We start from the raw sequence: 13,015 nt of genomic DNA, 5'->3' as shown, positions 1-13,015 counted from the left end.
TTTTTCATGCAATTTAGCAGTACCTCAAATTATATCGTTGCCGATGAATTAGCGCTCGCAGTACAGGCCGCAGTGACGCTCGAGAAACCACTTTTGCTAAAAGGTGAACCCGGCACCGGTAAAACTAAGCTTGCAGAAGAGCTTGCGACGAGCCTTGGGGTACCTTTGTTGCGCTGGCAGATTAAGTCCACGTCGAAAGCCCAGCAAGGTCTTTACGAGTACGATGCCGTGTCGCGTTTACGCGACAGCCAACTCGGTAGCGACAAGGTGCATGACATTTCGAACTACATCAAACCGGGTAAGCTCTGGCAAGCTTTTACCGCTGCCGAGCGGCCGGTACTTTTGATCGACGAAATTGATAAAGCGGACATTGAGTTCCCCAACGACTTATTACATGAACTCGACCAAATGGAGTTTCATGTTTATGAGACTGGCGAACAAGTCAGCGCGAAGCACCGGCCTATTGTGGTGATCACCTCAAATAACGAGAAAGAGTTGCCTGATGCCTTTTTACGGCGTTGCTTCTTTCACTACATCAATTCTCCTGATGCGGAAACGCTGGCGAAAATTGTCGATGTCCATCACCCCAATATTCAGCGGGATTTGCTGCAGACGGCACTGGACATCTTTTTCGATGTGCGCAAATTACCCAACTTAAAGAAAAAACCGTCCACCTCTGAGCTGATTGACTGGCTCAAACTATTGCTAGTCGAGGATATTGACGTAAAACAGTTAAAAGAAAGCAGTGGCCTCATGCCGATGTTCGGCGCTTTACTGAAAAATGAACAAGACGTTCAGTTGGTCGAGAAACTGGCCTTTATGTCACGCCGCCGGGAAAGCTAATGCTAATTGAGTTTTTCTTTTGTCTGCGTAAGCATGGCTTAAAAACCAGCATCACCGAACTGCTCGATTTACTTAATGCCCTCAAGCAGCAGATCGTATTTGCCGATGTTGAAGCTTTTTATTATCTTGCGCGACTGACCCTAGTGAAAGATGAGAGTCAGTTCGATCGGTTTGATCGGGCGTTTGCGGAATACTTCGAAGGCGTTGAACAGGTCGACTTATCCAGCGCTATTCCGGAAGAGTGGTTACGCCGCTCGCTGCAGCGCCAGCTGACAGATGAAGATAAAGCCAAGCTACAAGCTATGGGCGGTCTTGATGAATTACTCAAAGCTTTTCAGGAACGCATGAAGGAGCAACAAGAGCGTCATGCCGGCGGCAACAAGTGGATTGGCACGGGTGGAACGTCGCCGTTCGGTGCCTACGGTTACAATCCAGAAGGTATTCGTATTGGTCAGGACGGCTCGAATGCGCGCCGTGCCGTCAAAGTATGGGATAAGCGTGAGTTTCGCGATCTCGACACTGAAGGCGAGCTGAATAATCGCACCATGCAGCTGGCGCTGCGCAAATTGCGCAAATTTGCACGTACTGGCAGTGTTGAAGAATTAGACCTTGATGAAACTATTCGCGCAACCTCGAAGAAAGCCGGTTTACTTGATTTGCAATGGAGACCCGAGCGCCACAACGCAGTAAAAGTGCTGTTGTTGTTCGATGTCGGCGGCTCTATGGATGATTTTATTTATGAGTGTCAGCAGTTGTTTGCCGCAGCACGTAGTGAATTTAAGCATCTGGAGTTCTATTATTTCCACAACTGCGTGTACGAAGAGGTGTGGCAATCGAACGACCGGCGCTTTAGCGAAAAAACACCGACACGGGAACTTATCAACCGTTACGGACGTGATTACAAGCTGATTTTCGTCGGTGATGCCACCATGGGTCCGTACGAAATAGCCTACCCGGGCGGCAGCGTTGAACACTGGAACGAAGAGCCAGGGACGGTATGGATGCATCGGTTATTACGCCATTTCGATAGCGCCGTGTGGTTAAATCCGCAGCCACAGGAACACTGGCGTTGGCACCATTCCATCGACATGATGCACGAGCTTATGGGCGCGCGCATGTATCCGTTAACCCTAGACGGTATCAGCGCGGCAATTACGACGTTGTTGAAAAAATCTGCAGCAACTGCCCCTGCTTCTTAAGTAAGTCGTTTAATGTGAACTGCGCCAAATAATCATAAAAAATTTCTTTTCCCCGTGCCACTATGCCATTCAGTTCACAAGCCGGTAATGCCACGCAATAAGGGTTGTGGCATTCTATCCAGGGCTCATCACCCTCCAGCTGGCGTATCACATAATCCAAGGTTATCTCGCCAGGCGCTTTCGCCAGAAAGAAACCGCCATTTTTCCCGCGGCGCGTTTCAATCAGCTGCAACCGTCCTAAATGATGAACGACCTTATTTACATGGTTCGCTGATAGCTTAAAAGTTTCACAGATTTCCCGAATCGTGGTCAACTTAGGTGCATCCGCCCGAGATTCGTGGGCACCCAAATACATCAAAATGCGTAGACCGTAGTCGGTATATTTCTTTAACTGCATGTGCCAGCCTTCTAAAAACTTGATCTTACTCAAAGATACATGAATAATGCGCTTTATCAAAGATACATTATGGATGTGTGTTATGACAGCAAACACTCTTCTGCGCGGTGCCAATACCGCCATGGTTATATTCTTGACGTTATTCCTAATTGTTGCGTATTTAGCATGGGGAATGGAAGCACAATTCCCTTTAATGTTAATTGCAGTACTACATTTTTTGCAGATCTTACTGGCGGGATTGTTTAAAGTGTCTTACGTAATTCGGTTGATTGCACAAAATCAACTCGGCCAAGTATTGCGCTAAAGAGCCGCGAGCATCGCTTACTGCGCAAAAACCGAACAAACGCACGTATTGCAGCGAAAATAGCGCGAAAAATACTTGCACCCGTCGCGGTGAATGAATACTATATCGCCCGTTCGCGTTTCGCGAATTCCTCAATGAAATGTGCGTCCGTAGCTCAGTTGGTTAGAGCACTACCTTGACATGGTAGGGGTCGGTAGTTCGAGTCTACTCGGACGCACCACTTTTTCTCAGACTTTCTGCAATTTTAAAATCTTGGAACCCTGGCTCATAGGAATGCAACGGGCATGCTCGTCCTTTATCAGCTTGGTGATAATTAAATGTGGCAACCTTCCAGCTCGGATTCTGTGCGATAGCGCACATAGCAAATAACAAAAAAGAGCTATACTGAGAGTTCAGCCAACTCGGTTGATTGCCCACAGGATCCTCAGATAATGAATTCTCGTGCCCTTTATGTAGCGTTTTTTCTTGCTTTAAGCGCTTTGCTACTTAGCGCCTGTGGTTCTTCACCGCAGCGAGAGAGTACCGGCGAATACTTCGATGATTCAGTGATCACCACCAAAGTTAAAGCTGCGATTTTCAATCATCCCGACTTAGCTGTCAGTGAAATCAACGTTGAAACCTTTAAAGGTGAAGTGCAACTCAGTGGTTTCGTTAGCTCAACCAACGACATGAACACGGCAGTGAGATTAGCTCGTGGAGTAACCGGCGTAACCTCAGTAAAAAACTCGATGCGCTTGAAGCAATAACTATCAGAGTCGATTTTTCAGAAGGATTAGGACTATGCCAGCAACAACTCAATGGCCCGCCAGTCAGCGAGCAATGCTTGCTGGCATTCATTCACCGAGCCAAAATGATCTGCTGAAAATGTTATCGGCCGACGTACAAAAGCGGATTTTCCCATATCTTGAAATTATAGAACTGCCACTCGGCAAAGTCCTTTGTGAATCGGGAGAATTATTAAGGTACGTCTATTTCCCCACCACTTGTATTGTCTCTTTACTGAACGTTTTGGAGGATAGCTCGTCCGCCGAAATTTCTGTGGTCGGCGATGACGGTATTGTGGGTGTATCAGTGTTCATGGGCGGTGGCAGCAGCACCAGTCGCGCTGTGGTACAAAGCTCTGGCTTTGCCTATCGGCTACTACGACGGCGTATATTAGATGAATTTAATCGCCATGGCGAACTGATGTTGTTGGTGCTGCGCTATATTCAGGCATTATTCACGCAAATGGCGCAAACAGCGGTTTGTAATCGCCACCACCATATTGAAGAGCAACTCTGCCGATGGTTGTTGGTATCCCTCGACTTAGTTAAAAACAATCATTTGGTCATGACCCAAGAGCTGATTGCTAACATGCTTGGAGTGCGCCGCGAGGGGGTTACTGAAGCCGCCGGGCACTTGCATAAACAGGGTGTCATTAACTACAGCCGCGGGCATATTGTGGTCACTGATCGGGCAAAACTCGAACGTCTGTCTTGCGAATGTTACCGGGTAGTGAAAACCGAAACTGAACGACTAATGCACTACTCCGGCAACCCTCCACAATTTAGAAGTTAACATCGTCATACAATGCTGCTTAAAACAAACTGTAAATAGCGCTGGTATCATTAACCGGATACCAGCGCTCACTTACGGTGCTGTTGCTAATGACCTTTGCCGCTTTTATCTTGGTTGCCCTGAGGGGCCTGTGGTTTTTCAGTGGGTTTGTTCATAATTACCTCGTTCTTCCATCAACCAACACACCGATGTCTGGTTGTTGATAGAGTTTGTCGTATTTCGACTGATAGTTCGGTTATGTAGCGCACATATAACCAATTATTTTTTTAATCGCGTGAATGTGAGCTCGAAACACCATTCCAGCAGCTTTTCTGCTGCTACGAGGTGCTCTGATAAAGGTAATTTTCAGCACTTTAATGAGCTTTTATTTTGGGTAAATGATAACCTGTTTGGTGGCTGCTTTTGTACCACCTTCAAAAAACTGGGTTTAGCAAATGGAAAAAACGGACCAACCGACTGATTACCGTAAAATATTCGATAATAGCCTGTCCCCAGTGGTTGTTTTTGATACCTCATTCTCAGTGGTTAACTGTAATCAATCCTACGAAAAACTGGTGGGGTTGAAAAAACATAGCATGGTCGGTCGCACCTTATTAGATGCGTTGAATAGTGGTAATGAAGAACAAAATGAAAAACTACTCGCGTCTTTTCGTCGGGTAATTAAGTCTAAGCAAACCGACCGTATTCCTTGTCTTCAATATGACTGGCCAACTGCAGGTGAAAGTCGCTTTTGGGCGGTGGTAAATACCCCTATTTTGGATGACCAAGGCAATGTTGAGTACATTCTTAATCAGCCTTCGGATATCACTGAGCTCGTCAATTTAAAAAGTGCAAGCCACCCATCGTCCCTTGCTAGTTTAAGTTCTAATGAACAGTTTGATCAGCACATGAGTTTCTTAGACTTGCTGTCTACGGAACGTGCTCGAATTCAGGAACTATTTCAACAAGCCCCAGGGTTTGTCTGCATATTAAGCGGTGACGATTATCGTTTTGAAATGGCTAACCAAGCCTACACAAACCTTGTCGGGCAGCACGATATTATTGGCAAAATAGTGGTGGATGCGATCCCTAAAGTTGAAGAGCAAGGTCTCCTTGCACTGCTTGATGAAGTGCGTCGCTCAGGCCAGCCTTATTCTGCCAAGGCAATGGAGTTCTACGCTTACCCGGAAGACGAAGCTAATCCGCGCAAGACTTTTATCGATTTCGTTTATCAACCCATTATTGATACTAATCATCGGGTTACCGGAATTTTTGTGCAAGGACACGATGTAACCGAAGCACATAATTTAACTCAAACGGTCTCCTATCAAGCGACACACGACCCTCTCACTGGGTTATTTAATCGCCGGGAATTACAAAAACGAAGCACTGAACTTGATAGTAAAAAAGGCTCTCATGCACTTATTTACCTAGATTTAGATCATTTTAAAATTATCAATGATCGTTGCGGCCACAATGCCGGTGATGAGTTATTAGTACAGGTAGCAGACGCTTTGCAGAAAGAAAGTAAGTTCGGCTTTTTGTCACGTGTGGGCGGCGATGAATTTATTATGCTCATACCAAATTGCAATACAGAACAGTCAGTGATAGTCGCCGAGCGCTTGAGCCAGCGCATAAATGACATTGCATTTTTTTGGGATCGCAACAGATACAGTGTTACTGCAAGCATAGGCATTGCCGAATTTGGCAGCTCAATCGGCATTAGTTATTCCGATGCACTGAGCTTTGCTGACTCAGCATGCTTTTTAGCGAAAGACAAAGGCCGTAATCGAATTCAGGTGAGTCACCCAAACGATGCAGATATCTATCAACAAATGAAAGATATGGACTGGGTTAGCCGTCTGAAAGAAGCCATGCGCGAAGATCGTATTGTACTTTATGCGCAAGATATCGTTGCCTTAAGTCATCCCGATACCGTCTGTCATAAGGAAATTTTAAGTCGACTGGTCGATGTCGATGGCACACTGGTTCCGCCGGGCTCATTTATCACCGCAGCCGAACGTTTTGGTCTTATTGAACAGCTCGACCGGCACATCATTCGCAAAGTTTGCCAAGCCATAGTAACGATGCAAGAAACCGGAGAGGCTATTCCAAAGTTATTTATAAATACCTCTGGGATTACCCTAAGCAATCCAAGTTTCAAAAGTTTTATTGAACAATTACTTGTCGACTTCCCCACAGTTGAGGCCGAGAATCTTTGCCTGGAAGTGACTGAAACCGCAGCGGTGGCAAATTTATCGCGAACGGCCGAAATGATGCAACAAATAGCGGAGATCGGAATAAACTTTGCTCTCGATGACTTTGGAAGTGGCGTTGCGACGTTTAATTATCTTGATAAATTACCCATTAAATACATAAAAATAGATGGTGGATTCATCACTAACATTCTTACTAATCAGATAGGTGAGATGATTGTGCAATCCATTCAAAATATCGCACGCGTCATGGATGTTGCCACGATCGCCGAGTGTATTGAAGACAAAGCGTTGATTTCCCATTTACAAGATATCGGCATCGATTATGGCCAGGGCTACGCAATACATAAGCCTGCCCCTCTGCTGTAACTGTTCGATTTATTTTTCAATTAAAGTTTGACTTAGCTGAGAATAAGCGTATTGTAGGCGGCGTTGGATAAGAATTTGAAAGTTAAACCTCGTTACGTCGCATTATTAGTAGTAAATCTTCGTCCTGTAGTTTTAAATCTCCATTTTTTACCCGCATGATCCCGTCAATGGCATCAGCTATGACGGCTATTTTTAAAATTTTCAGGATAAATATTATGTCTAATACAGTAAATGGCGTTGTAAAGTGGTTTAACGAAGCGAAAGGTTTTGGTTTTATCGAGCAGCAAGGTGGCGCAGACGTGTTTGCACACTTTAGCGCAATCGCTAGCACCGGTTTCAAAACCTTAGCCGAAGGCCAAAACGTATCGTTCACGATTACGCAAGGTCCTAAAGGCCCGCAAGCAGAAAACATCGTCGCGCTTTAATTTAAGCGAACGACTAAAAAAGGGACCGCAAGGTCCCTTTTTTTATGGCCGCGCGGCCTGACTTAACCGCGTAATTTCTTGCCAGTTTTTCGCTGCTATAGCCGTTTTTGGTAGGATCCACGAGCCTCCGACACAACGCACATTAGGCAGTGCCAGATAATCGCGAAAGTTATTTTGATGAATTCCTCCCGTCGGACAAAACTGTACGTCTGGGAACGGACCGGCAATCGATTTTAACAGCGCAGTGCCCCCTGCCGCCTCAGCGGGAAAGAACTTCAAATGCCGATAGCCTAACGCATGCGCCTGCATCAGTTCTGAAATCGTCGCGATACCAGGAAGTAACGGAATCGAACCGGCAGCACCCGCTGTCAATAACTCGGTGGTAATACCCGGACTTATAGCAAACTGCGCACCAGCAGCGGTAACCTGCTGCAGCTGCTTCGGCGTTGTGACCGTACCGGCACCGACCACGGCCTCTGGTAATGCATCACGCAGCAAACGTATGGCCTCAAGCGCCACAGGTGTTCGCAAGGTCACCTCTAACACCCGTATGTCCGCAGCTAACAAAGCTTTGGCTAACGGTAATGCGTCCTCTAAGTGGTCGATGACCATCACCGGCACTACTGGACCCATGTTAAAGAGTTTATCCGCTTTTAACGTCCAATTTTCGAAACTCATAATTTACTCTTCTTTGATTGCTGCAACGTTTGTTTCAGGTACTGGCCTACACCACGCAATCCGGCGTACTCGGCAGTTATAACGAAGCACGGAATAGCCTCTGCCACTTTGCAAAAGCGCCCTTTATGCTCAAACCGAGCGCGAAAATTCGAAGTGGTCATTAGTCCCATGAGTTTAGGAACCACACCTCCGGCAATATAAACCCCACCATAGGTGTTTAAGGTAAGCGCAAGATTTCCGGCAAAACTACCGAGGCTAGCAAAAAATTGGTTTACAGTTTCCACTGCTAAGGTATCAATTCCACTCAGGGCACGTTGGCCAATCTTTGCTGCACTTAAGGGGACCACGTTACGACCATGGTAATCAGCCAAGGCCAGGTAAAGAGTTTCTAACCCCGGACCAGATAACACCCGCTCTGCAGAGACCCTGCCGAACCGATTGGCAATAAAGCGATGAATCGCCCATTCTTTTTCATTAGTAGGTGCCCAGTCGACATGTCCACCTTCACCCGGCAGCGGCATAACCCTGCCGTCGGGCATCTTAACAAGGTGACCAACCCCAAGCCCGGTTCCCGCACCTAACACTGCTTTCGGTGCTTTAGGATCAATTTTACCGCCACCAATTTGTTTCAATTCGTGCGGTTCCAAAGTAACTAAACTCATTGCTGCAGCGGCGAAATCATTGAGCACAATGAAGGTTTTCAGCCCCATAGATTTACGCACACCGCGAATCGAAAATTGCCAATGATGATTGGTCATATCGATTTGGTCAGAGTCTACTGGGCAGGCAATCGCGATAGCAACGTGTTCTAACGCAACTTTTTGCTCGTCCCGATAAGCCTCCATGACGTCGTTTAACGTTGGATAATCAGCACAAGCAAATACCTGAATGCGATCGAGTTCAAAGGTGGCCAGATTAATACGGCAAAAGCGTGCGTTGGTGCCGCCAATATCAGCCACCACTGCATGGCCTTCGATATTGATATTCGTGGTATCAGTTACCATAGCAATCACTTATTTTTAGGTTAATTTTTCAGGTATCGGCAAACAGCGTACATGCGCCCTGCTCGGCACCACTGAAATGTGTACGAAAACCACCAAATAGTTCACGGCCCATACCTTCATGGCTGGCACTTAAATCTAGAGTGGTTTGCGGACGTTGTTCAAGTTCTTTGGCGTCAACTAACAACTCTAAGGCACCGCTCTCGGCATCTACCCGCACCAAGTCGCCATCCTTAATTTTGCCAATTAACCCACCATCAACAGCTTCTGGTGTCACATGAATCGCCGCCGGCACTTTACCCGATGCACCCGACATACGACCATCGGTCACCAGCGCCACACGGTAGCCACGTTTCTGCAACACACCTAAAGGTGGTGTTAGTTTATGAAGTTCGGGCATACCAATCGCTTTGGGCCCCTGAAAACGCACCACCACAACACAATCGCGATCTAAATCGCCCGCTTTAAATGCCGCATCCAACTCGTGCTGGCTCGACATCACTACCGCCGGTGCCGTGATACTCATGCGGTCCTCAGGTAAGGCCGAGGTTTTAATAACAGCCCGGCCTAGATTACCTTGTAATACCGATAAACCACCATGGTCGCTAAACGGCGTTGCGGCACTACGGAGCACGTCAGTATCCAGTGATTCGGTGGGTCCATCGACCCATTGTACTTTGCCGTCCACCAGTTCAGGACGTTGAGTGTAACGCTTGAGCCCAGGTCCCGCGACCGTCTCTACGTCTTCATGCAGCAAGCCTGCATCGAGCAATGTGCGTATCAAATAGGCCATGCCACCGGCGCGTTGGAAGTGATTAATGTCCGCCTCACCATTTGGATATATTCGGGTAACTGATGGTGTCACACTGGAAAGTTCGGCAAAATCATCCCAATCAATGATGTATCCAGCAGCGCGGGCAATCGCAACTAAATGCATGGTATGGTTCGTTGAGCCGCCGGTCGCCAGCAAGCCAACGATGCCATTCACCAGACTTTTTGCCGTGACAATCGAACTAATCGGTTGATAGTCCGTACCCAGGTCGGTAATCCGAGTCACTTGCTGGGCAGCCACTCGCGTGAGCTCGTCGCGTAGCCCTGAGCCAGGATTAACGAACGACGAACCCGGCAACTGCAGTCCCATAATCTCAACAATCAGCTGGTTCGAGTTTGCCGTACCGTAAAAGGTACAGGTACCCGGGGCATGGTAAGAGGCGGCTTCAGCTTCAAGTAATTCATCTTTACTAACCTTACCTTCAGCGTAGAGCTCGCGTACGCGCGCTTTCTGCTTATTGGTAATGCCCGACGGCATCGGCCCTGCAGGCACAAATACAAAAGGTAAGTGACCAAAGCTTAACGCGGCGAGCAAAAGACCGGGAACGATCTTGTCGCAAATACCGAGCAACAAACCACCATCGAACATATTGTGCGACAGGCTTACCGCCGTGGCCATGGCAATCACATCACGGCTAATAAGACTCAGTTCCATACCGGGTTGGCCCTGCGTGACGCCATCACACATCGCTGGCACACCACCAGCGACTTGCGCCACACTACCAACGTCGCGGATGGCGTTTTTCAATCTATCCGGATAGTCATGATACGGCTGATGTGCGGAAAGCATGTCGTTATAGGCAGTCACAATAGCGATATTCGCTTTGGTAAGACTGCGCAATCCACCTTTATCTTCTTTGCCGCAAGCGGCAAAGCCGTGCGCTAAATTACCACAGGATAACGCGCCGCGATGCGGACCTTGTTTACGGGCCTGCGCGACTTTGTCTAAATAGCGCTGCCGCTCGGCGGCACTGCGTGCTTCAATACGTTGGGTAATGCGTTCAATAACCGGATGCATAACAAACTCCTTGAACTCTTAGTCCGATGCCAACAGAACCTCAACGGGTACCTGTTGCTGATGCAGAAACGCTCGAACCGGCATCGATTCCACATCTTGCTCAGCTAGAGCGTGATCAAGCACCGCTGCTTTCGCTGCGCCACTTAAGTGAAAATAGATTTGACGACTGTTTAGCAGACGCTTTTTGCTCATCGACATACGCGCTAAAGGTGCGTTTTTTGGCGTTACCGCCAGCGCAGCAGCGTCAGTGGTTAAGCCACGTTGTAATTCATCGGCACCGGGAAACAGTGATGCTGTGTGGCCATCTTCACCCATACCCAAAATTACCGCGTCAAAGGTTGGGAGTTGCGCTAATCGTTCACTAACCTCTTGTTCGCCATCGTGAGGATCGTCGGCGGCGCTTAACAAGCTAACAAATTTTGCCGCAGCAGCCTGATCCTGGAGCAAATGCTCGCGCACCAGCTTCTCATTACTCGAGGCATCACTTGGCGGCACCCAGCGTTCGTCAGCCAAAACGATGGTCACGCGTGGCCAGGCCAGTTGCTGCTTGGCTAATAGCTGAAACAAAGGTATCGGTGTACGCCCGCCTGACACCACTAAATACGCATGTCCGCGTTCGTCAATTGCTTGTTCCAATTGCAAACGCAACTTGCGGTTAAAATACGCCACCAAGTCGGTATCATTGCTAAACCGTTGCACATTCACTGTCATGATTCATCGTCCCATTCACGGCCATCCTGGGCCAGCAGCGCTACTGAAGCGACCGGGCCCCAGGTTCCTGCTGGATAAGATTTAGGTGGTTCTTCAAGGCGTGCCCATGCTGAGCGAATACCGTCAATCCAACGCCACGCATGTTCCACTTCGTCACGATGCACAAATAAATATTGGTTGCCTTCAATGGCTTCCAGCAATAACCGCTCATAAGCGTCAGCAATACGTTTGTTTTCGAAAGTTTCGTAGAAGCTCAAATCAAGGGTCGTGGGTTTCAATTGCATACGTTTTCCCAATCCTGGGATCTTATTCATCATCTGAATTTCAACGCCTTCATCAGGCTGCAAACGAATGATTAAACGATTGGGTGGTAATTGGCTCAGGGTTTCATGAAAAATGTTGTGCGGCTGCGCTTTGAACGTGATCACTACTTCGGTTCGTTTCTGCGGCATACGTTTGCCAGTACGCAGGTAAAAGGGAACCCCAGACCAGCGCCAATTATCAATATGTGCCTTTAAGCCAACAAAGGTTTCGGTACCGCTGTTTCCGCTTGCGCCCTCTTCTTCCATATAGCCCGGTACTTTATTATCCCCGACAAAACCAGCTGCGTATTGACCACGCACCGTATCCTCGCGAACGTTATTTTCGGTGATGGGGCGCAACGATTTGAGCACTTTAAGCTTTTCTTCGCGAATACTGTCCGCATCGAGCCGCGTCGGTGGTTCCATTGCAATCAGTGAAAGTACTTGCAACAGGTGATTCTGTACCATATCGCGCAGCTGACCGGCATCATCGTAATAACCCCACCGCCCTTCAACCCCCACCTGTTCTGCAGCAGTGATCTGAATGTGATCGATGGTGTCGTAATTCCAGTGATCAGAAAAAATCGAGTTGGCAAAGCGCAAGGCCAGGAGGTTGAGCACTGTTTCCTTACCTAGGTAATGGTCAATTCGGTACACTTGCGATTCGTCGTAATAACGGGCGACATGTTGATTGATTTCACGTGAAGACGCCAAATCATGTCCCAATGGCTTTTCCAGTACTACTCGCGCTGGAGTTTTATTGAGTTGAATACTGCCCAGCCCGTCGCAAATAACCGGAAATAAACTAGGGGGTGTTGCAAAATAACAAATTGGCGTACGCTGCTCGGGTGTCGTAAGATCAGCTAACGCTGTGTAGGCTTCCAGATCAGATAAATCGATTGCACAATACTGCAGCTTGTTACAGAAGCGCTGCCACACCTTATCGTCGATTTGTTCTTTAGTTACAAATTCTTTTAAACTCCGTTTTACTCGCTCACGGAAGTCGTCCGCCGAGATAGCATCGCGTGCGACGCCAATAATGCGGGAGTTTTCATGCAAGAGTTCCGCTTTTTCGAGCTGATATAACGCTGGCAACAGTTTGCGCCGCGCGAGATCGCCGAGCGAACCAAATAGAATGAGATCGCAACATTCAGCAGCTGTTGTCATTATTTGCCTCGTGGTTAT

Annotated in this window: 13 protein-coding genes and 1 tRNA gene; 8 read left to right on the top strand and 6 right to left on the bottom strand. The window is 47.7% G+C overall.

What is annotated here, in order from left to right:
- Positions 1 to 6 precede the first annotated feature (6 nt).
- Together ACQ5ES_RS01675 and ACQ5ES_RS01670 are read left to right on the top strand one after the other, a co-directional pair.
- Complete coding sequence (locus ACQ5ES_RS01675; protein ID WP_445014230.1) at positions 7 to 843, top strand: AAA family ATPase; 837 nt, start codon at positions 7 to 9, stop codon at positions 841 to 843.
- Entirely contained in the window at positions 843 to 2,042 is a 1,200-nt protein-coding gene (locus ACQ5ES_RS01670) for a vWA domain-containing protein (RefSeq protein WP_445014229.1), read from the top strand. The genes ACQ5ES_RS01675 and ACQ5ES_RS01670 overlap by 1 nt, the downstream gene beginning before the upstream one ends.
- Here ACQ5ES_RS01670 and ACQ5ES_RS01665 read toward each other — a convergent pair.
- Positions 1,996 to 2,439 carry an RrF2 family transcriptional regulator gene (locus ACQ5ES_RS01665; protein WP_445014228.1) on the bottom strand — a complete coding sequence of 148 codons (444 nt, stop codon included), beginning with the start codon at positions 2,437 to 2,439 and terminating at the stop codon, positions 1,996 to 1,998. The genes ACQ5ES_RS01670 and ACQ5ES_RS01665 overlap by 47 nt on opposite strands.
- Before the next feature lie 82 nt (positions 2,440 to 2,521).
- Between ACQ5ES_RS01665 and ACQ5ES_RS01660 the strand changes: the two genes are divergently transcribed.
- The 6 genes from ACQ5ES_RS01660 to ACQ5ES_RS01635 all read left to right on the top strand — a co-directional run bounded on the left by ACQ5ES_RS01660 (position 2,522) and on the right by ACQ5ES_RS01635 (position 7,289).
- On the top strand, positions 2,522 to 2,743 hold the full coding sequence (locus ACQ5ES_RS01660) for a hypothetical protein (RefSeq protein WP_445014227.1): 222 nt from the start codon (positions 2,522 to 2,524) through the stop codon (positions 2,741 to 2,743).
- A 143-nt stretch (positions 2,744 to 2,886) separates the two neighbouring features.
- Positions 2,887 to 2,963, top strand: a tRNA-Val gene (locus ACQ5ES_RS01655).
- Positions 2,964 to 3,174: 211 nt separating this feature from the next.
- Positions 3,175 to 3,489: a BON domain-containing protein gene (locus ACQ5ES_RS01650; protein WP_445014226.1), complete on the top strand. Its 315-nt coding sequence runs from the start codon at positions 3,175 to 3,177 to the stop codon at positions 3,487 to 3,489.
- A 73-nt stretch (positions 3,490 to 3,562) separates the two neighbouring features.
- Positions 3,563 to 4,300 (top strand): Crp/Fnr family transcriptional regulator, encoded by a 738-nt coding sequence (locus tag ACQ5ES_RS01645; RefSeq protein ID WP_445015352.1) that lies wholly within the window; start codon positions 3,563 to 3,565, stop codon positions 4,298 to 4,300.
- Between the two features lie 434 nt (positions 4,301 to 4,734).
- Positions 4,735 to 6,864: a sensor domain-containing protein gene (locus tag ACQ5ES_RS01640; protein WP_445014225.1), complete on the top strand. Its 2,130-nt coding sequence runs from the start codon at positions 4,735 to 4,737 to the stop codon at positions 6,862 to 6,864.
- Positions 6,865 to 7,079: 215 nt separating this feature from the next.
- Entirely contained in the window at positions 7,080 to 7,289 is a 210-nt protein-coding gene (locus ACQ5ES_RS01635) for a cold-shock protein (RefSeq protein WP_126762161.1), read from the top strand.
- A gap of 42 nt (positions 7,290 to 7,331) precedes the next feature.
- Here the strand turns inward: ACQ5ES_RS01635 and ACQ5ES_RS01630 are convergent, their stop codons facing one another.
- Genes ACQ5ES_RS01630 through zwf form a run of 5 tightly spaced genes read right to left on the bottom strand, consistent with a single transcriptional unit; the run spans position 7,332 to position 12,997 of the window.
- Positions 7,332 to 7,967, bottom strand: coding sequence for a bifunctional 4-hydroxy-2-oxoglutarate aldolase/2-dehydro-3-deoxy-phosphogluconate aldolase (locus ACQ5ES_RS01630; RefSeq protein ID WP_445014224.1), 636 nt, complete (start codon positions 7,965 to 7,967; stop codon positions 7,332 to 7,334).
- Entirely contained in the window at positions 7,964 to 8,971 is a 1,008-nt protein-coding gene (locus tag ACQ5ES_RS01625) for a glucokinase (protein ID WP_445014223.1), read from the bottom strand. The genes ACQ5ES_RS01630 and ACQ5ES_RS01625 overlap by 4 nt, the downstream gene beginning before the upstream one ends.
- A gap of 28 nt (positions 8,972 to 8,999) precedes the next feature.
- Positions 9,000 to 10,817, bottom strand: a complete 1,818-nt coding sequence (gene edd / locus ACQ5ES_RS01620) for a phosphogluconate dehydratase (RefSeq protein ID WP_445014222.1) — start codon at positions 10,815 to 10,817, stop codon at positions 9,000 to 9,002.
- 18 nt (positions 10,818 to 10,835) lie between these two features.
- Positions 10,836 to 11,528: a 6-phosphogluconolactonase gene (gene pgl, locus ACQ5ES_RS01615; RefSeq protein ID WP_445014221.1), complete on the bottom strand. Its 693-nt coding sequence runs from the start codon at positions 11,526 to 11,528 to the stop codon at positions 10,836 to 10,838.
- On the bottom strand, positions 11,525 to 12,997 hold the full coding sequence (gene zwf, locus ACQ5ES_RS01610) for a glucose-6-phosphate dehydrogenase (RefSeq protein ID WP_445014220.1): 1,473 nt from the start codon (positions 12,995 to 12,997) through the stop codon (positions 11,525 to 11,527). The genes pgl and zwf overlap by 4 nt, the downstream gene beginning before the upstream one ends.
- Positions 12,998 to 13,015: the final 18 nt, after the last annotated feature.

It is taken from the genome of Pseudidiomarina xizangensis (assembly GCF_052541995.1).
Note: the sequence above shows the minus strand (reverse complement) of the source record. Positions and strands in the feature narration are given on the sequence as shown.

Excerpts from the sequence above, each read along its gene's own strand:
- ACQ5ES_RS01675 (WP_445014230.1), top strand. The coding sequence starts at position 7 with ATGCAATTTAGCAGTACCTCAAATTATATCGTTGCCGATGAATTAGCG.
- ACQ5ES_RS01670 (WP_445014229.1), top strand. The coding sequence starts at position 843 with ATGCTAATTGAGTTTTTCTTTTGTCTGCGTAAGCATGGCTTAAAAACC.
- ACQ5ES_RS01665 (WP_445014228.1), bottom strand. The coding sequence starts at position 2,439 with ATGCAGTTAAAGAAATATACCGACTACGGTCTACGCATTTTGATGTAT.
- ACQ5ES_RS01660 (WP_445014227.1), top strand. The coding sequence starts at position 2,522 with ATGACAGCAAACACTCTTCTGCGCGGTGCCAATACCGCCATGGTTATA.
- ACQ5ES_RS01650 (WP_445014226.1), top strand. The coding sequence starts at position 3,175 with ATGAATTCTCGTGCCCTTTATGTAGCGTTTTTTCTTGCTTTAAGCGCT.
- ACQ5ES_RS01645 (WP_445015352.1), top strand. The coding sequence starts at position 3,563 with ATGCTTGCTGGCATTCATTCACCGAGCCAAAATGATCTGCTGAAAATG.
- ACQ5ES_RS01640 (WP_445014225.1), top strand. The coding sequence starts at position 4,735 with ATGGAAAAAACGGACCAACCGACTGATTACCGTAAAATATTCGATAAT.
- ACQ5ES_RS01635 (WP_126762161.1), top strand. The coding sequence starts at position 7,080 with ATGTCTAATACAGTAAATGGCGTTGTAAAGTGGTTTAACGAAGCGAAA.
- ACQ5ES_RS01630 (WP_445014224.1), bottom strand. The coding sequence starts at position 7,967 with ATGAGTTTCGAAAATTGGACGTTAAAAGCGGATAAACTCTTTAACATG.
- ACQ5ES_RS01625 (WP_445014223.1), bottom strand. The coding sequence starts at position 8,971 with ATGGTAACTGATACCACGAATATCAATATCGAAGGCCATGCAGTGGTG.
- edd (WP_445014222.1), bottom strand. The coding sequence starts at position 10,817 with ATGCATCCGGTTATTGAACGCATTACCCAACGTATTGAAGCACGCAGT.
- pgl (WP_445014221.1), bottom strand. The coding sequence starts at position 11,528 with ATGACAGTGAATGTGCAACGGTTTAGCAATGATACCGACTTGGTGGCG.
- zwf (WP_445014220.1), bottom strand. The coding sequence starts at position 12,997 with ATGACAACAGCTGCTGAATGTTGCGATCTCATTCTATTTGGTTCGCTC.